The 17,867-nt window shown below is 38.2% G+C and carries 17 protein-coding genes; 3 read left to right on the top strand and 14 right to left on the bottom strand.

The features are described 5' to 3' along the window. Positions 1–4: 4 nt before the first annotated feature. The 11 genes from yajC to AB2N10_RS04170 form a co-directional block, all read right to left on the bottom strand. A complete protein-coding gene (gene yajC / locus AB2N10_RS04220) occupies positions 5–340 on the bottom strand; it encodes a preprotein translocase subunit YajC (protein ID WP_354625593.1) in 336 nt (111 codons plus the stop codon). Positions 341–399: 59 nt separating this feature from the next. Beyond that, complete coding sequence (gene tgt, locus AB2N10_RS04215; protein WP_354625592.1) at positions 400–1,524, bottom strand: tRNA guanosine(34) transglycosylase Tgt; 1,125 nt, start codon at positions 1,522–1,524, stop codon at positions 400–402. Between the two features lie 31 nt (positions 1,525–1,555). Beyond that, the gene (gene queA / locus AB2N10_RS04210) at positions 1,556–2,605 is read right to left on the bottom strand and encodes a tRNA preQ1(34) S-adenosylmethionine ribosyltransferase-isomerase QueA (RefSeq protein ID WP_354625591.1); all 1,050 of its coding nucleotides are present in this window, start codon (positions 2,603–2,605) and stop codon (positions 1,556–1,558) included. 392 nt (positions 2,606–2,997) lie between these two features. Beyond that, positions 2,998–3,342 (bottom strand): 50S ribosome-binding protein YggL, encoded by a 345-nt coding sequence (locus tag AB2N10_RS04205; RefSeq protein WP_354625590.1) that lies wholly within the window; start codon positions 3,340–3,342, stop codon positions 2,998–3,000. Between the two features lie 78 nt (positions 3,343–3,420). Continuing rightward, complete coding sequence (locus tag AB2N10_RS04200; protein ID WP_354625589.1) at positions 3,421–4,335, bottom strand: DMT family transporter; 915 nt, start codon at positions 4,333–4,335, stop codon at positions 3,421–3,423. 118 nt (positions 4,336–4,453) lie between these two features. Next, complete coding sequence (locus AB2N10_RS04195; protein ID WP_369434370.1) at positions 4,454–5,635, bottom strand: PLP-dependent aminotransferase family protein; 1,182 nt, start codon at positions 5,633–5,635, stop codon at positions 4,454–4,456. A gap of 192 nt (positions 5,636–5,827) precedes the next feature. Then, positions 5,828–6,184, bottom strand: coding sequence for a 50S ribosomal protein L20 (gene rplT / locus AB2N10_RS04190; RefSeq protein ID WP_015464855.1), 357 nt, complete (start codon positions 6,182–6,184; stop codon positions 5,828–5,830). A 15-nt stretch (positions 6,185–6,199) separates the two neighbouring features. Beyond that, complete coding sequence (gene rpmI, locus AB2N10_RS04185) at positions 6,200–6,397, bottom strand: 50S ribosomal protein L35 (RefSeq protein ID WP_354625586.1); 198 nt, start codon at positions 6,395–6,397, stop codon at positions 6,200–6,202. Between the two features lie 101 nt (positions 6,398–6,498). Next, positions 6,499–7,056 (bottom strand): translation initiation factor IF-3, encoded by a 558-nt coding sequence (gene infC / locus AB2N10_RS04180; RefSeq protein WP_369434369.1) that lies wholly within the window; start codon positions 7,054–7,056, stop codon positions 6,499–6,501. A gap of 6 nt (positions 7,057–7,062) precedes the next feature. Further along, on the bottom strand, positions 7,063–8,970 hold the full coding sequence (thrS, locus tag AB2N10_RS04175) for a threonine--tRNA ligase (protein WP_354625585.1): 1,908 nt from the start codon (positions 8,968–8,970) through the stop codon (positions 7,063–7,065). A 136-nt stretch (positions 8,971–9,106) separates the two neighbouring features. Next, a complete protein-coding gene (locus AB2N10_RS04170) occupies positions 9,107–9,367 on the bottom strand; it encodes a YebG family protein (protein ID WP_354625584.1) in 261 nt (86 codons plus the stop codon). A gap of 123 nt (positions 9,368–9,490) precedes the next feature. Here AB2N10_RS04170 and AB2N10_RS04165 point away from each other — a divergent pair, with 123 nt between their 5' ends. The 3 genes from AB2N10_RS04165 (at position 9,491) to rsmF (ending at position 12,352) form a co-directional block, all read left to right on the top strand. After that, positions 9,491–10,084 carry a paraquat-inducible protein A gene (locus AB2N10_RS04165; RefSeq protein WP_354625583.1) on the top strand — a complete coding sequence of 198 codons (594 nt, stop codon included), beginning with the start codon at positions 9,491–9,493 and terminating at the stop codon, positions 10,082–10,084. Beyond that, complete coding sequence (locus AB2N10_RS04160; protein WP_369434368.1) at positions 10,077–10,721, top strand: paraquat-inducible protein A; 645 nt, start codon at positions 10,077–10,079, stop codon at positions 10,719–10,721. Before AB2N10_RS04165 ends, AB2N10_RS04160 begins: the two co-directional genes overlap by 8 nt. Before the next feature lie 185 nt (positions 10,722–10,906). Further along, entirely contained in the window at positions 10,907–12,352 is a 1,446-nt protein-coding gene (gene rsmF, locus AB2N10_RS04155) for a 16S rRNA (cytosine(1407)-C(5))-methyltransferase RsmF (protein WP_354625581.1), read from the top strand. 146 nt (positions 12,353–12,498) lie between these two features. On the opposite strand, the gene AB2N10_RS04150 is transcribed toward rsmF, so the two are convergent. From AB2N10_RS04150 to pyrD, 3 genes are all read right to left on the bottom strand, one after another. After that, complete coding sequence (locus AB2N10_RS04150; protein WP_369434367.1) at positions 12,499–14,760, bottom strand: diguanylate cyclase; 2,262 nt, start codon at positions 14,758–14,760, stop codon at positions 12,499–12,501. A 244-nt stretch (positions 14,761–15,004) separates the two neighbouring features. Next, complete coding sequence (locus AB2N10_RS04145) at positions 15,005–16,402, bottom strand: sodium-dependent transporter (RefSeq protein ID WP_354625579.1); 1,398 nt, start codon at positions 16,400–16,402, stop codon at positions 15,005–15,007. Positions 16,403–16,835: 433 nt separating this feature from the next. Then, complete coding sequence (gene pyrD, locus AB2N10_RS04140) at positions 16,836–17,846, bottom strand: quinone-dependent dihydroorotate dehydrogenase (RefSeq protein ID WP_354625578.1); 1,011 nt, start codon at positions 17,844–17,846, stop codon at positions 16,836–16,838. Positions 17,847–17,867 lie beyond the last annotated feature (21 nt).

Genomic DNA, 17,867 nt, shown 5'->3' with positions numbered 1-17,867 from the left:
TTTATTAGATAGATTTAAGTGTACCTTTTGGTAATACGGCACTGATAAAAGTCTTTTTAATAACAATGGTATTATTTTCGTTAAGCTCGATTTGAACGTAATCATTTTCAGCTGAAATTTTAACGATACGGCCGATTAATCCACCTTGTGTTAAGACTTCATCGCCTTTGCTTAAACTTGCCATTAGATTTTTCATTTCTTTAGTACGTTTTGCCTGTGGGCGATAAATCATAAAATAAAAAATCGCAGCGAAAATAACCAACATAAAGATCATTTGTGGCCCGCCTTGCTCTGGAGCACCTTCAGCTGCGGCATGTGCTTGTGAAATAAAAAAACTCATTTTGTATCCCTCATTTATTGTTTAAAGATATATTTTATTGTTTAAATTTACTAAATCGATTAATCGATAAGCAATGGCTTCTCTTTACCAATGCGCTTATAAAATTGATCAACGAATTCCTCTAATGTACCTGTTGCGATAGCATCACGCAAACCTTTCATTAAACGTTGGTAATAATGTAAATTATGGATCGTATTTAACCGAGCACCCAATATTTCACTACATTTGTCAAGGTGATAGAGATAGGCACGGGTATAATTTTTACATGTATAACAATCACATTCTGAGTCTAATGGAGTTGTATCTTGGCGATGTTTAGCATTGCGAATTTTGATTACCCCATCACTGGTAAATAAATGACCATTTCGCGCATTACGGGTTGGCATAACACAATCAAACATATCCACACCTCGACGAACGCCTTCAACGAGATCTTCTGGTTTCCCTACCCCCATCAAATAACGCGGTTTATCCTGCGGGATTTTAGGCGCAATATATTCCAAAATTCGATGCATATCTTCTTTTGGCTCACCAACCGCTAATCCACCAATAGCATACCCGTCAAAACCTATTTTGGTTAATCCATCGAGTGAGACATCACGAAGATGTTCATAACAGCCGCCCTGTATAATACCAAATAATGCATTCGGATTTTCTTGTTCATCAAAACGTTTACGACTACGCTCAGCCCAACGTAAAGACAACTTCATCGAAACTTCCGCTTCCATTTCGGTTGCTGGATAAGGTGTGCATTCATCAAAGATCATAACAATATCAGAACCGAGATCATACTGAATTTCCATTGAAATTTCAGGGGATAAAAACACTTTGGCGCCATTGACAGGGCTGCGGAAATAAACCCCCTCTTCTTTAATTTTACGCATTTTGCCCAAGCTAAATACTTGGAAACCACCTGAATCCGTTAAAATAGGCCCTTTCCAATTCATAAAATCGTGTAAATCGCCATGTTGCTTAATCACTTCTTGCCCAGGACGAAGCCAAAGATGAAAAGTATTGCCCAGTAAAATTTCAGCGCCCGTTGCATCAACCTCCTCTGGTGTCATGCCTTTTACCGTACCATAGGTACCAACAGGCATAAAAGCAGGTGTTTCCACCGTCCCCCGTTCGAAGGTCAAACGCCCACGACGCGCACGACCATCGGTCGCTAATAGTTCATATTTCATTTTATTCCTTATCAGATAAACAGTCTGATTGTTATAGTAAAGTATTTTTAGTTAAAAACATGGCATCACCGTAACTGAAAAATCGGTATTTTTCATCAATAGCGACCCTGTATGCATGGTCGATATGATCCTTACCAGAAAAAGCACTCACTAGCATTAATAGTGTCGATTCTGAAAGGTGAAAGTTGGTGATCATGGCATCAATTAAGGCAAATTTGTAACCCGGGTATATGAAAATGTCCGTTTCGGAAAAATACGGCTGTAATGGAATACCTTGCGATAACGCAGCTTGCGCGGCACTTTCGACAGAGCGTACAGATGTAGTGCCTACTGCGATAACGCGCCCGCCTTTGGCTTTTGTAGCATTAATTTTATCAACAACCTGTTGCGATACCTGAGCATATTCACTATGCATTTGATGATCGAGTATATTATCAACTTTTACCGGTTGAAAGGTCCCCGCACCGACATGCAATGTGACAAAAGCAAAATCAACGCCTTTAGCAGTTAATTTATCAAGAATTGGTTGATCAAAATGGAGCCCTGCCGTTGGGGCAGCGACCGCTCCTGGGTTTTTATTATAAACCGTTTGATAGCGCTCTTTATCAGCGTCACTATCGGGTCTATCAATATAGGGTGGTAATGGCATATGCCCTATTGCTTCCAATATTTCAAGCACACTTTTTTGATCATCAACTGCAATTTCAAAAAGAGGACCATGACGAGCTACCATCACCGCATCAACGCGGTTTTCCAAGCGTAATTTACAACCAGGTTTCGGTGATTTTGAACTACGCACATGGGCTAAAAAGCGCTGTTCATCGATTACACGCTCCACCAAGACTTCTATTTTCCCACCTGTCTCTTTTTCACCAAATAAACGAGCAGGAATTACACGCGTATCATTAAAAATCAACAAATCATCCGCATCAATCAAGTCAACAACATCACTAAATTGCAAGTGCTGTAATACTCCATTAACCCCATCAAGGGCAAGTAAACGGCTACTGCTTCGTTCTGCCATCGGGTGACGAGCAATTAGTTCATTAGGGAGCTGAAAAGAGAAATCTGATACTTTCATAAAGGGAAACCTGAAAAATAAAGCGCGTAGTGTATACCTATACCAATGTTACCTCAAGATGATTTCTCAGACGCTCACTCGGATAGCTGATCAAGACCTAAGCAGAGGTAATTGTTATTCACTTTTCGAGAGTTACTGCACAGATCTGCTTTTCTATCTAGTGCCCTGTAAGGCAATAGAACTGCCCCCATCTTTTTTATTATGTATAATAACAATGCTGAAATTTATGCCTAACAAATGGGTACTCTTTTCTACTGGCTTTGCATCTTGGAGTATCATGGTATAGATGCCCCCTGTACAGCTTACTATGAGAGCTTAAATGAATAGGAAATCAATCACTTTATCTAAGAAAAAATGATTGATTAACAAAAAACACAGCGGTTGATTCTTAATTAATCGCCATAATAGGCATCAATTAATTCACCAACGATAACATTTTTAATAAAGTTACGCTCAGCAAGCCAGTTAGTAAAGGTGCTACGATCGTCTTCTGTTGCACTTGCATAACGAGAATAAGGGCTAATGAAGATATTAAAGGTTTCACCACCACCGGCACCACCCATGATTAAATTTCTTGATTCAACAAAATCCATTATCTCAGTAAAAAACAGATCAAAGGTATTTTCATCTATTTCTGATAACTGAAATGAAACTTCAAAGCCCAGCACTTTATATTCATCTAAATATAATTTTTTACGAAGTCGTTTACTTCTTTTTACCTGTGTTTCTGTTTTCATAATATTCTCTTCATTTTACTATTTAGCACAATGCAAATAGAGATTAACTATTTTCACCTGTTATAGCCATATAAGCAATCAATTATTAAGAGGTGTAATGGACTGTACATTATTTTCTTCTGCTGGAACCAATGGCAACGGATTATGTAATTGACTAATTAATATGCCAAGAATAACTACACCTACACTTAACCATTGGTCTATATTTAATACTTCGCCAAGTAATAGTGCAGAGAGTACTAATGAGAAAACTAAGGTTAAATTTGAATAGGCAGCGACTTTCAATATCGACGTTTTACTCAAGGCATAATTATATAAACCATAGGCCCCTAATGTAACGACCGAGCCCAAATAAATAATATTAAGTAACGCATCAATATCATAATGTTGTGGAAAATCAATAAAACAGAGTAAAGTGCCAAAAAATAGCGTTCCACTTGCCCCCTGAATTGCAATCAAAGATAACGGTGAATATCGTGTCAGTAAATATTTAACACTAACGGAATAGTATGCAGCACAAAGCATCGCAGCAAACTCCAATAAATTACCGAGTAAAGGGTTGGGCGCATTATCGGAATGCGGTGACAGTAATGTTAGCGAAACACTGCCAACAATACATAAAGTAAATCCAATAACAATGGCTTTCGATAGCCGTTCTTTGAGCATAAAATAGGCGAGAATGGCAACCAACATCGGTAAACAGGAGATAATCACTCCCGCTTGCGATGCAGAGGTATAGCGTAAAGCATTACCTTCAAATAAAAAATATAGACAAGGCTCTGCTAATGACATACCAATTAAATATTTCCAATCTCCAACTCTATACCGAAAACGCTTAACCCAACGCCATAGCAATAAACAGACAAAAAATGTAGTAATCATTCTAAAAAACATGACAAAAATAGGGTCATAACTACTTATTGCGAATTTCAATGAAACAAAGGAGCTACCCCACAAAAACGTAGCGATAATTAAACAAAATGCGATTGGCATAATAGTATCCGAAAAAGAATATTGCTGGCAGATATATAATAGCAATATATTTTATATTAGATTAAAACCCAAAAAGCCAATCATATGATTGGCTTTATATTCGGCGATAGTAGAGATGCTAGGCGTCTAACAAGTCATGTAATACTTTGCCTAAACGTTGGATCCCTTCTTCAATAACATCAGGCGCTACGCTTGAGAAGTTCAAACGTAATGTATTCAACCCACGTTTATTTACATAGAAGGGGTCACCAGGTACAAAAGCAACTTTCTCTTTAATAGCAAGGTCAAATAATGCCATTGCAGATAGCTCTTTTGGCAATGTTACCCATAGGAACATCCCCCCCTCAGGATTAAAATAAGTCACTTGTTTTGGAAAATACTGTTTAATTGCATTTTCCATCACTTGTTTTTGGTGCCCATAGACACTCACAATCTCTTTAATATGCGCTTGCAGGTCATTATCTTGTAAAAAACGGTGCAATAGGCGTTGGCAGAAATAATTAGAGTGTAAATCACCAGCCTGTTTTGCAATCACTAATTTGGCCATTAATTCTTTCGGGGCGACTATCCAACCTAAACGGAATGAAGGGACAACGATCTTAGAAAAAGAACCTAATAAAATAGTTTTTCCCGGTAATAACGCTTTAAAAGATTGCTTATCTTGACCTGAAAAACGCAGATCACCATAGGGATTATCTTCAATTAATAATATATTCTTATCAGCTAAACAATTTGCAACCGCTTGGCGATTTTCGTCACTGTAGGAAATACCCGATGGATTTTGGAAATTAGGTACTGTGTACATCAGTTTCGCATTACTGCTATCTAAAACATTTTGTAATGCGACTACATCCATGCCAGTTTCATCAACAGGCACAGAAAGAAATTGCGCGGCATATACGTCAAAGGCTTGAATAGCCCCTAAGTAGCCAGGCTCCTCCATAATCACTTGATCACCTTCATTAAGTAATACCTTACCTAATAAATCAAGTCCCTGTTGAGATCCATTGGTGATTAGAATTTCATTAACATCAATATCTAATCCTTTCTTTTTATAATCAGCAGCAATCAATTCTCTTAATGGTAAATAACCTTCCGTATTACTATATTGGAAGATATCTTTACCCGAATCAGCAAAGAGATCATTAGTGGCTTTCTGTAATTCAGCGATAGGAAATAGATCCCGATTAGGCAAGCCACCAGCAAATGAAATAATTGAGGGATCGACTGCAACTTTTAGAATTTCGCGGATGAATGAAGGGGATACACCGGAGATACGATTTGAAAAAAGCTCGTTCATAAAATTATCCATAAAATATTTATTAAATTAGTACAAAAATGCAGGTTAAAAGTTGTCGAATATCGTTAGTTATAATAACAAGGTTTATCTATATAACCATCAAATTAATTCATCACTATAAAAATAATTAATGTTTAGACAAAAAAAAGGAGACATTTAAGTCTCCTTTCAAAAATCTAATTAGTCATCTAATTAAGCAAGTGCTTTTTTAGCAACTTCGACTAAATGTGCAAATGTTGCTTTATCAAATACAGCGATGTCAGCAAGGATCTTACGATCGATTTCAACAGAAGCCTTTTTAAGACCATTGATGAAACGGCTGTAAGATAGACCGCTTATACGAGAAGCAGCGTTAATACGCGCTATCCATAATTGACGGAATACACGTTTACGTTGACGACGGTCACGATAAGCATATTGACCAGCTTTAGTTACAGCTTGTACTGCTACACGATAAACACGTGAACGTGCACCGTAATAACCTTTAGCTTGTTTTAAGACTTTCTTATGACGTGCACGCGCTTGTACACCACGTTTTACTCTAGGCATCTTTTAATTCCTTACTTAAGCGAATGGTAACATTCTGTTAATACTCGGTACATCTACTTTCGCTACCATGCTTTTAGCACGTAGGTGGCGTTTACGTTTAGTAGACTTCTTAGTAAGGATATGACGTAAGTGAGATTGCTTACGTTTAAAACCACCTGAAGCAGTCTTTTTAAAGCGCTTTGCAGCACCTTTGTTAGATTTCATTTTTGGCATTGCGAACTCCGCATTGTTCAAATTTAAATTAAACCAGTAAGGCGAATAAAATCCTGCCGTACACTTTAAAATGTACAGCAAAATAGATATTACTTTATGCCTTAGCTAGCACGTTTAGGGCCTAACACCATAACCATTTGACGACCTTCCAACTTTGGAAAAGATTCGACAACAGATATCTCAGATAAATCCGCTTTTATACGATTTAAAAGATCAACCCCAATGGATTGGTGTGCCATTTCACGACCGCGATAGCGAAGCGTTACTTTAGCTTTATTACCCTCTGTAAGAAAACGAGTCAGGTTGCGTAGTTTTACCTGATAATCGCCTTCGTCAGTTCCAGGACGGAATTTGATTTCCTTTAACTGGACCTGAACTTGCTTTTTCCGTTGTTCTTTAACGGATTTGCTCTTCTCAAAAAGAAATTTGCCATAATTCATGATGCGACATACTGGTGGTTCTGCATTTGGGCTAATCTCAACAAGGTCAAGATTTTGCTCAAATGCCATATCTTTTGCATCTTCTAAAGAAACAACACCAAGAGGTTTGCCTTCTGAGTCAGATAAACGAACTTCTGTTCCTGTGATCTCTTCATTCAAACGATGTTTATTGCTCGCTACGGGAGCCTTTTTTGCACCTTTTATAACAAATTCCTCCAAAAATAATTAACGACGAGTGATAATTTCTTCTTTTATATAAGCAACAAAGTCTTCAACTTGATACTTACCTAAATCATCACCTTTACGAGTTCTTACTGCAACTTCATTTGCTTCGACTTCTTGGTCACCAACAACAAGCAGGTAAGGTACACGCTTCAATGTGTGTTCGCGGATTTTAAAGCCAATCTTCTCATTTCTCAAGTCCGAAATTGCTCTAATACCCGATTTCTTCAATTTATTTACGATTTCTTCAACAAAAACGGCTTGTTTATCAGTAATATTCATAATTACTACTTGCTGAGGTGATAACCATGTCGGATAAACACCCGCGTACTCTTCGGTTAAGATACCGATGAAACGTTCAAGTGAACCTAATATTGCTCGATGAATCATCACTGGCGTATGGCGTTCATTGTCTTCACCAACAAATGAAGCCCCTAAACGGCCCGGCATTGAGAAATCTAACTGGATAGTACCACACTGCCACGCTCTACCCAAACAATCATATAGGGTAAATTCAATTTTAGGGCCATAAAATGCCCCTTCTCCAGGTAAATATTCAAATTGAATATCATTTTCTGTTAATGCGTTAGCTAATGCCGCTTCTGATTTATCCCATGTTGCATCATCACCAACTCGTTGCTCTGGGCGTGTCGACAATTTTACAACGATATTATCGAAACCAAATGTTTTATAGCACTCAAAGACCATGCGAATACAAGCAGACACTTCTTCTAAAATTTGTGCTTCAGTACAGAAAATATGGGCATCATCTTGGGTAAATCCTCGAACGCGCATTAGGCCATGTAAAGAGCCTGATGGTTCATTTCGGTGACAAGATCCAAATTCAGCCAAGCGCAAAGGTAAATCGCGGTATGATTTCAAACCTTGATTAAATATTTGGATATGACCAGGGCAATTCATTGGTTTGATGGCAAATTCACGATTTTCACTACAGGTACAAAACATATTATCTTTGTACTTATCCCAGTGGCCAGATTTTTCCCAAAGTGAGCGATCTAATATTTGTGGCGCCTTTACTTCATCATAGCCAAACGCTTCAGTTTGTTCGCGAACAAACTTCTCTAACTCACGGAAAATTGTCCAGCCATTACTATGCCAAAATACCATCCCAGGCGCTTCGTCTTGCATATGGTAAAGGTCAAGTTGCTTACCAATTTTACGGTGATCGCGTTTAGCCGCTTCTTCTAAACGTTTTAAATAAGCTTGTAACTGCTTCTTATCCGCCCAGGCAGTACCGTAAATACGTTGCAACATTTTATTATTAGAGTCACCACGCCAGTATGCGCCAGATACTTTCATTAGTTTAAAATATTGACTGAATTTCATCATCGGCACATGTGGGCCACGACACATGTCGATATACTCTTCATGATGATAAAGCCCAGGACGGTCATCCTTATCAATACCTTCGAGAATTTCTAACTTATAATCTTCACCGCGCGCCTTAAACACTTCGATAGCTTCAGCAACCGATACTTTCTTTTTAATAACACGGTAATTGGTTTTCACTAATTCATTCATGCGCTTTTCAATTTTAGCGAGTTCCGCTTCATTGATAACAACATCTAAATCAATGTCATAATAAAAACCATTTTCTATGGTAGGACCAATAGCCATTTTGGCTTGAGGGTAAAGCTGCTTGATGGCATGACCAAGTAAATGCGCACATGAGTGACGTAAAATTTCTAAACCTTCATCATCTTTAGCCGTAATAATAGAAACATTAACATCACGATCAATAGGATCACAAGCATCCACTAATTTACCATCGACACGCCCAGCTATACAGGCTTTGGCAAGCCCTGGCCCGATATCAGATGCAATTTCCATAACGGAAGTGGTGTTTTCAAAATGACGTTGATTCCCATCGGGAAGAGTAATAATTGGCATGCGCTTTTCCTCACAGTGATGCTTCCAACCAAAAAGCATTTGTATTGCTTTATAAATAAAGCGCGCATTTTAAAGTAATCTGCCGCACATGAAAAGCAACAATTCAATGATTTATAAACACAACTTATTGGGAACGCTATTCACTGTCTGTTTCTACCCCTGCTGTATAAAGGTTACCCTTGAATAAATTTTGCACAATTTCTTTATTACTTGCGAGATACAGACCTAATTCTTCTAACTGCTCATCGTCAAGGTTAACTGAACTTGCACCTAAAAATGCGGCTAATTGATCTGCACTATCTAGCATTTTATCGTATGCATCAGCCTCTTTCTTACTAGTAAAGGTCATTTTTTCAACACCTTTTCTTTCTACAATGTATTTAATGATGACTGCCACGGTGGCCTCTTTATTTATCTAAAGTTCATGGTTTTATATACAGTAAAATATTAAAAGCAAAAATGCAATCTTTAATAAAGTTTGCTATCTTTAATTAATATTTTATACAGATGAATTAAACCAATGAAAACTATTCTCTGCGGCCATTGTGATATGGTTTCACAACTTCCTGACATACCTGCAGGCCATGTCGCAAAATGCTTTCGCTGTAAGCATACTATTTTCAAACAGAGTCGATATCCTATCTCTACTCTATTAGCTTTATCACTGACCGCATTAATAATATCTCTGCCTGCATTTTATTTGCCTTTATTCTCAATTCATTTATTGGGTAAAACTGAGCCCACAAATATCATTCAAGGTGCATTGATGATGGCCAATAGCGCACCGATTGTCTCCTATGTTGTGCTCTTTTGTGCGGTTGTTGCACCAACGGTATTAATGGTATGCATTACCATTAGTTGTGCCTGTTTAACTTTTGATTATCGCCCCCTATTTTTACGTAGGATTCTAAAAACCACGCATCTACTGCTGCATTGGTCGATGCTTGAGGTTTATGCGCTGAGTTTAATGGTTGCTATCTTTAAGCTAATTAACTATGCGCAGCTATTTATTAACGTTGGCTTTTATTTTTTTATTGGCTTGTTATTGGTTAACTTAACTGTTATTCATCATTACAATCACCATGACTTATGGGAGAGATATATTAATGAATAATATCGCTGTCCCAGGTAAAACTGGCATCGAACAAGGGTTGCAACTATGTAATAACTGTGGGCATTTCAGTGTAAAAAAAGATAACCCACTTTATTGCCCGAACTGCGAAAGCCGAATATCTCAACGGATCCATCATAGCTTACAAAAGACTTTTGCCTTCTTAATTACAGCAACTATATTTATCATTCCGGCAAATCTCTACCCTATTACTTATTTTTTAAAAAATAATGTTTTATATCCAGACAGTATTTTTTCAGGGATTCTAAGTCTCATAGACAGTGGTATGGTTAGCATTGCAATCATTGTCTTTATTGCCTCGATTATCGTCCCTTTTTTTAAAATTTTGGCCTTAGCTGTGATTGCACTATGCGTACATTTTCAACATAATTTAAGTCCCCAAAAACAGTTATGGGCATTCAAGTTAGTTGAGATAATCGGAAAGTGGTCAATTCTCGACCTTTTTGTCATATCAATTATGGTTGCAGTTTTTGATAAAGGACAAATGCTATCGGTTTACCCCGGCTTCGCAGCAACCTCTTTTACTATTGTAGTGCTTACGACGCTCTTTGCTGCACATAGTTTTGATACGCGATTAATTTGGGATTTAACATTAAACCATGACCAGTCGAAGCAATAAGTTGTAAGCATTAGAGTAATCTGGATAATATTGTGGACATCGCTCGCTGAGGGAAAATACGGCAGAGCAATACACACTCCAGGTGATAGCAAACTATTTATTATTTTAACCAGCAAGCTAGATCAGATACTTATACAGATTGCTATTATACGCATAGCAGATTAATAAACTATTTAAGGAACTCAATGGATAACAGCCCGCTTCTACCACAAGCATTCGTAGATAAAATGACGACTATATTGCCCACACATCTTGATATACAAGATCTCATTAATATTAGCCATATTCCACTGCGACGAGCTATCAGAGTTAATACTCTGAAGATATCAGTGGATAAATTCAAACAACGTGCAACGGAACAGGGCTGGTCATTAACTCCAATCCCATGGTGTCAAGAAGGTTTTTGGATAGAAATTGAAGATGAAACCATTCCTCTTGGTAACAGTGCTGAGCATCTCGCTGGACTTTGCTATATTCAAGAAGCTAGCTCAATGATGCCTGTCGCAGCTTTATTTCATTTCTTTTTCCCTACTGAAAGCACTATTTTACTCGATGCAGCTGCAGCCCCTGGATCTAAAACAACACAGATGGCCGCTTTGTTGGAAAATAAAGGGTTAATTATTGCCAATGAATTTTCATCCAGCCGCATAAAAATGTTACATGCCAACATCCAGCGTTGTGGCATCAAAAATGTGGCACTGACGCACTTTGATGCAGCCGTTTTCGGATCATGGTTACCCGATAACTTTGATGCGATTTTATTAGATGCCCCCTGTTCAGGAGAGGGGACAGTGCGAAAAGATAAAAATGCGATGAAAAATTGGAGTCAAGATGCTATTGACGAAATTTCGGCAGTACAAAAAAAACTTATCATCAGCGCATATCATGCACTTAAAGAGAACGGCATTCTAATCTATTCAACCTGTACCTTAAGTTTGGAAGAAAACCAGGATGTTTGCCATTACCTTAAAAATAGCTTTCCCGACGGTGTTGAATTTTTAGATCTTAATACACTCTTCAGCGATGCCCATAGAACCAGAACAGAAGAAGGTTTTTTACATATCTGGCCACAGGTTTATGATAGTGAAGGATTTTTTGTTGCGGCTATAAGAAAAACACAAGCAAGTTTTCCACCACTAGCCGATAAACGTCTTGGTAAGTTCCCTTTTATAAAATGCAGTAAAAAAACTAAAGCGCTGTTGTATGACTATTTTGCAGCACAATTTAACATTAATGATATTACCGGCGAACTCTATCAACGTGACCAGGAGTTTTGGTTGTTGCCAACACCAATAGAGCCACTGATTAATGAATTACGTTTTTCTCGTTTAGGTATCAAAATAGCAGAACAATTTGGTCAGGGTCGTAAAACAGGTTTTAAAACAATGCATGAATTTGTTATCAGCTTTGGCGATCAAGCAAGTAAAAACAAAATCGCATTAAATGCACAGCAGGCTCAACAATTCTTTCAAGGCCGTGATATTCACGAAGTGCAAACAAATAATGCTAAAGGAGAAGTACTACTTTGCTACCGAGACAATATAATCGGTATGGGTAAAGCACTCAACAACCGTATAAAAAACAGCCTTCCACGTGACCTTATTCGTGATAATAACTTATTTATAAAATGATTTTGCGCCATCATTAAATACTCTAAGCGTTATCTAGGTTAAATATAGCCAAATACCGCTAAATGAACTTAGCTAACGTTTAGTGGCGATGACAAAAAATAATTAATAAATCATCGCATAACAGATCTATTTTTATATTTACTACTTTACACAACTATAGATTCGACTAATTGCGAACGAAATAACTGCACCTTATTATGCGACTGGGATTTTGCATGATACATAGCGGTATCAGCTTTATCTATCAGCTCTTCAGGCAGAGTCGCATGCTGTGGATATAAACTGACACCTATACTACCAGCAATAGGAATTTCGTAACCTTCGTAGCTAAATTCCCCCTGAAAACTATCTAATATCCGCTGCGCTATTAGTAATGCTTCAGAGCCCGTATTGGCATCAATCTTAAAGACAAATTCATCCCCACCAAACCGGGAGGCATGATCTTCTTTACGAAGCGTAAAACTTATAGCCTCTGCAACATAAACTAATACTGCATCCCCTGCAGCATGCCCAAAGGTATCATTAATCTCTTTAAACCGATTTAGATCCATGAGCATAATAGCAAAACATGCATCAGGATATTGACGAATATCACTAGTAACCCGCTCCATTAATGCAGCTCGATTGGGTAATTCAGTTAAACTGTCATGGTAAGCTAAAAATTCAATATGTTGCTTAGAATGGTATTGTTCAGTAATATCTGTAAGGACCCCAACAAATCGGCTCGTCCGCCCATCAGCTTCGCGCATCGCTTCACCACACGCAGTAACCCAAAGGTAAGCGCCTGACTTGGCTCGCATACGAAACTCTAATTTGAAGGGTTTACTTTTCTGTAAATGCGCTGTGATTGCAGATCTTGTAACTTCTTGATCTTCGCTATGAATACGTTCAAAAAATGACATATTACGATAGCACAGCTTCTCCTCTTCAGTTATGAAGCCGAGCATTTCAAGCAATTGGTCATTCCACTCCATTAAATTTAGTTCTAGATTCCAGGTCCATATACCATCATTGCTTGCATGAGCAATCACTTCGAGTCTTTTTGCCAAATTCAACGCATTACGCTCCCGATCACGAACACATTCGGTTAATGCTTCACGCTGCATAAATACAGAGATCAGGGAGACATAATAGAAAAACATATTATAGGAAGCTTGATCCATACCGACATCTAGTTTATCAATAATAGTCATCACTCCCCATTTAATTCCTTCTGGAGTAATTGGGATCAAGGTAACGTAAAGTATTTCATTGGCATCATAGGTTGCAATCGGTAATGGCGGAAATTTTTGTATTGCGATCTCACTATTAATATAGCTATCTAAAATAGTACAATCTCCATCACCATCAATCACATCGACCAAGGTGATTCGTTCTTTATCGCGCGATGAATTAAATTGTGATTGCCATTTCCCTAAACAGACACATGTAAAGAATGGCCCCCATAGTTTGGATAGACTAGTCATCCATCGGTAGTCACGCCCTCCTATGGCCAAAGCCAAATTACTGCAATCTTGCATATAGCTAGCGCTTTGTATTTGCTCATTTTCATTATTAGCACAAGGGAGCAAAACTTCATCAGCGCCCCCGCAACTCTCACGGATCACTATACGCGGCGCTATCAATTGTGCGCTTTTAATAAATGGTAGTCCGGATAGGCGTCCCTGAAGTCGATCAATAACTCGCGAAATCATCACAGGTAAGTTCTGATCAATTGAAGTTAAAGTAGGGATACAACTCTCTCCGAGAGGGTTATTATCAATACTTACAATTGCTAGTTGTTGCGGCATGTTAACGCTTTTTTTATCTAATGCATTTACCATTCCTAAAGCCATCATATCTGAGCCACAAATGATTGCACTACAGTCACACGCCTGTGCAATGAACTTTTCACTCGCATTTGCCCCACCAACAATGCCAGGGTCACTTACATCGAATAGCCAATTTTCATTAAAAACCATCGCTTTTTGTGCATAACATTCACGTAACGCTTGATAGCGTAATCTGAAATCGGTGATAAATAGGGTGCCAACAAAACCAATTCTTCGATGCCCTAAGTCATAAAGATGGTCAAAGGCAAGTTGAACGGATGCTTTTTGGTCACTGATAACAGATTCAACCGCTAATGAAAAATACTCTTCTGAGGCTGAAACTACGGGAATATTTCGCGCTAAAAGCTGTTCGACATAAATAGAAGATAATACATCCACTGCAATATAAGCAGCATCAATATAATCAAGTGCTAAGGGCATATTAAAGTCAGTTGTCTCATTGGTTAATATGACAACTAAATCCATCCTACGCAATGCGCACTGTTTTCTTAACTCACTACAAAGCGTACTAAGATAAAAGCCACTCACACTCGGAGCAAAGAAACCGATTGTTGGTCTATCGTTATGAATTCCCATAGTAACCTTACTAAATTGATACCTACTGCCGACAACGTTAAAAATCAATAATACCTAGAAAGCGGTTTCTCTCATATTTAATATTCATTTACACTTAATAAAATGAAGACAAGATCATACTTTGCATAGGTGGTTCAGGGGAAATGGGTACAAACAATTCTTCGATTTATCCAAAAAGCAAAACGACAAAGGCGCTTAATAAATTAAGCGCCTTTGTCGTTACAGAACTAATTTTTACTAACAATTAGCTGATAAAATCTAGCACACCCACTGAATTAGCAAAGACAAATAAAATACCTAATGGTGCAACAAAACGCAGTAATACCATGACTAGACTAAATTGCCACGGCGCTAAACTAAACTCGCTTTTAACAACTTCAGTTTTAATTATCCAACCCGCAAATACCGATATCAATAACCCACCTAGCGGTAACAATATATTCGCCGTTAAATAATCAAGGGCATCAAAAATATTACCGCCCATGAAACCAAAATTAATTTGCGCCCATTCACTGCCTGCTAATGAGCCAATCGTACCCAAACTCAATAGCCAAATGCCACTACCGGCAATAATCGCAGCTTTAACACGTGTTAAACCTTGGCGCTCTACTAAGTATGCCGCAGCAGACTCCAGTAATGCAATTGCCGATGTAAAGGCCGCGAAGACCACCATGATAAAGAATAATGTACCAACAAAATCACCCATTGGCATAGAGCCAAATGCAATTGGTAACGACTGGAACAATAGACCCGGGCCAGCACTTGGCTCTAAACCATGTGCAAAAACGATTGGGTAAATAGCGAGACCGGCAATCAATGCAACAAGCGTATCAGCAATGGCGATCATAACTGATGTTTTAGCGATAGAGACACCTTCCGGTAAATATGCACCGTAAACCATCATAATACCTGAGGCTAAACTTAGCGTGAAAAATGCGTGGCCCAGTGCAACTAATACACCTTTGATCGTTAGCTTAGAAAAATCTACGTCAAACATAAAAGAGAAGGCAGAAGCAAAATCACCGACAATCGCGGAGTAACACATAATACAAACAAGCAGTACTAACAGTGCCGGCATTAAATATGTTACCGCCGTCTCAAGGCCATCTTTAACCCCCTTGGAGATAACATAAACAACAGCAACAACGGTTAATGTCGTCCAAATAAGCAGCTGTGGAACACTACTTACCAGATTGCCAAAAAGTGTGCCGATGGCTTCTGCATGTGTCGCGCTATCCGCAGCAGCGGCACTAAATTCACCGGTACCCGCATACAATACATAGGCAGCAGCCCAACCTGCGATAACCACATAAAAACTAAGAATTAAAAAGCCCGCGAGCACGCCCATCGAGCCGATTACAGACCAGTGTGAAGAGTGTCCAGATTCAACCGACACCATCGCAGCAGCATTGGCTGGTGTAGAGCGACCACGTTTACCAATCGCCACCTCAGCCATCATTACCGGGATACCGATAAAGAGGATACAAAGTAGATAAACAAGAACGAATGCGCCACCGCCATTTTCGCCCATAATGTAGGGAAACTTCCATAAATTACCTAAGCCAACCGCAGCGCCCGTTGCCGCTAATATGTATGCGTATCTACTTGACCATCGATTGGAAACATGAGTTTCAGTATTCATTTAAAACCTTTGAGTTAAGAAAAGATGCATCTTTATAGACAGTTCACGTGGTTAATTCAAGTTTGTAATCATGCATTTTGAAGCAATGAAAAGCAGAATAAAAATCATTACACGAATAAGAATGCAACATTATTGAATAAAAACTTAAATGAGGTTGATTGCATGAATATTAAATCACTTAACGCTATTTAATAATGAATATCACCACACCCCTATAATTACTATAAATGCGATCTAGGTAACAGAAAAAAAATCGTGACTGTGCGCAAGTCGATATTTTAATAAACGATGTAAAAATACAGATAGGTGAATTCACACGCGTATCATTGCCATACCTATAGCGATATATGTCGTCTATTGTTAACGACGTTCCAAAAATAAAAAGGCTAAATAACAAATAGATGTTATTTAGCCTTTTTTGAATGGTATTAAATTAAATGTTATTGACGATATTCTTGACTAATTGTGGGCCGTGATAAATAAATCCAGAATAAACTTGTACTAAACTCGCACCGGCGGCAATTTTTTCTTTTGCGGCTATAACACCATCAATTCCACCGACACCAATTATTGGAATTTCCCCTTTTAAATGAGAGGCGAATTTAGCAATGACTTGTGTACTTTTACTTTGCAATGGACGACCACTTAATCCCCCCGCTTCAGCTGCATGAGACATACCTTTGATCATTTCTCGATCTAAAGTGGTATTCGTTGCAATTAATCCATCAATTTTGTATTTCAATAACGAAGAGGCTATTGACTCAATTTCCTCATCACTCAAATCAGGAGCCACTTTTAAAGCAATCGGTACATATTTATTATATTTAACTTCTAATTCGGCTTGTCTGGTTTTTAATGCATCAAGCAGTTCATTTAACGCTTCGCCATACTGTAAAGAGCGTAACCCTGGTGTATTTGGAGAAGAGATATTGACGGCAATATAACCGGCATGTTGATAAACTTTATCCATACAAAGTAAATAATCGTCTTTACCTTTTTCCACTGGCGTAGTGAAGTTTTTACCAATATTAATCCCTATAACACCTTTAAAATTGCTCTCTTTGACATTTGCAATCAAATTATCTACGCCAAGGTTGTTAAAACCCATACGATTAATGATGCCTTCAGACTCTAATACTCTGAATATACGCGGCGATTCATTTCCCGGCTGCGCAACGGGAGTGACTGTACCTATTTCTATATGGCCAAACCCCATCGCAGCAAATGCATCAATACATTCACCATTTTTATCCAAACCAGCGGCAAGACCGACGGAATTAGGAAAGGTTAACCCCATCACTTGTACAGGACGACTTTGAACCTTTTGACGATAAAAAAGATCTAATATAGTGCCATGTGTTAATTTGAGCTGTTTTATGGATAAATCATGAGCTTTTTCAGGATTTAACATGAATAAAAAACTACGCAGAATACGATAAAACATAACAAAACCTTTTTAAAATTG

Origin of the sequence: Psychromonas sp. MME1 (assembly GCF_041080865.1) — a bacterium.
Lineage (GTDB): Bacteria > Pseudomonadota > Gammaproteobacteria > Enterobacterales > Psychromonadaceae > Psychromonas.
The sequence above is the reverse complement of the archived record's forward strand: the minus strand, read 5'-3'. Positions and strand labels throughout refer to the sequence as shown.

Bases quoted from the DNA above. Each gene is read 5' to 3' on its own strand.
- AB2N10_RS04195 (WP_369434370.1), bottom strand. From the start codon at position 5,635: ATGAACGAGCTTTTTTCAAATCGTATCTCCGGTGTATCCCCTTCATTC.
- pyrD (WP_354625578.1), bottom strand. From the start codon at position 17,846: ATGTTTTATCGTATTCTGCGTAGTTTTTTATTCATGTTAAATCCTGAA.
- tgt (WP_354625592.1), bottom strand. From the start codon at position 1,524: ATGAAATATGAACTATTAGCGACCGATGGTCGTGCGCGTCGTGGGCGT.
- rpmI (WP_354625586.1), bottom strand. From the start codon at position 6,397: ATGCCAAAAATGAAATCTAACAAAGGTGCTGCAAAGCGCTTTAAAAAG.
- thrS (WP_354625585.1), bottom strand. From the start codon at position 8,970: ATGCCAATTATTACTCTTCCCGATGGGAATCAACGTCATTTTGAAAAC.
- AB2N10_RS04145 (WP_354625579.1), bottom strand. From the start codon at position 16,402: ATGAATACTGAAACTCATGTTTCCAATCGATGGTCAAGTAGATACGCA.
- AB2N10_RS04165 (WP_354625583.1), top strand. From the start codon at position 9,491: ATGAAAACTATTCTCTGCGGCCATTGTGATATGGTTTCACAACTTCCT.
- yajC (WP_354625593.1), bottom strand. From the start codon at position 340: ATGAGTTTTTTTATTTCACAAGCACATGCCGCAGCTGAAGGTGCTCCA.
- AB2N10_RS04205 (WP_354625590.1), bottom strand. From the start codon at position 3,342: ATGAAAACAGAAACACAGGTAAAAAGAAGTAAACGACTTCGTAAAAAA.
- AB2N10_RS04160 (WP_369434368.1), top strand. From the start codon at position 10,077: ATGAATAATATCGCTGTCCCAGGTAAAACTGGCATCGAACAAGGGTTG.
- AB2N10_RS04200 (WP_354625589.1), bottom strand. From the start codon at position 4,335: ATGCCAATCGCATTTTGTTTAATTATCGCTACGTTTTTGTGGGGTAGC.
- AB2N10_RS04150 (WP_369434367.1), bottom strand. From the start codon at position 14,760: ATGGGAATTCATAACGATAGACCAACAATCGGTTTCTTTGCTCCGAGT.
- queA (WP_354625591.1), bottom strand. From the start codon at position 2,605: ATGAAAGTATCAGATTTCTCTTTTCAGCTCCCTAATGAACTAATTGCT.
- rplT (WP_015464855.1), bottom strand. From the start codon at position 6,184: ATGCCTAGAGTAAAACGTGGTGTACAAGCGCGTGCACGTCATAAGAAA.
- rsmF (WP_354625581.1), top strand. From the start codon at position 10,907: ATGGATAACAGCCCGCTTCTACCACAAGCATTCGTAGATAAAATGACG.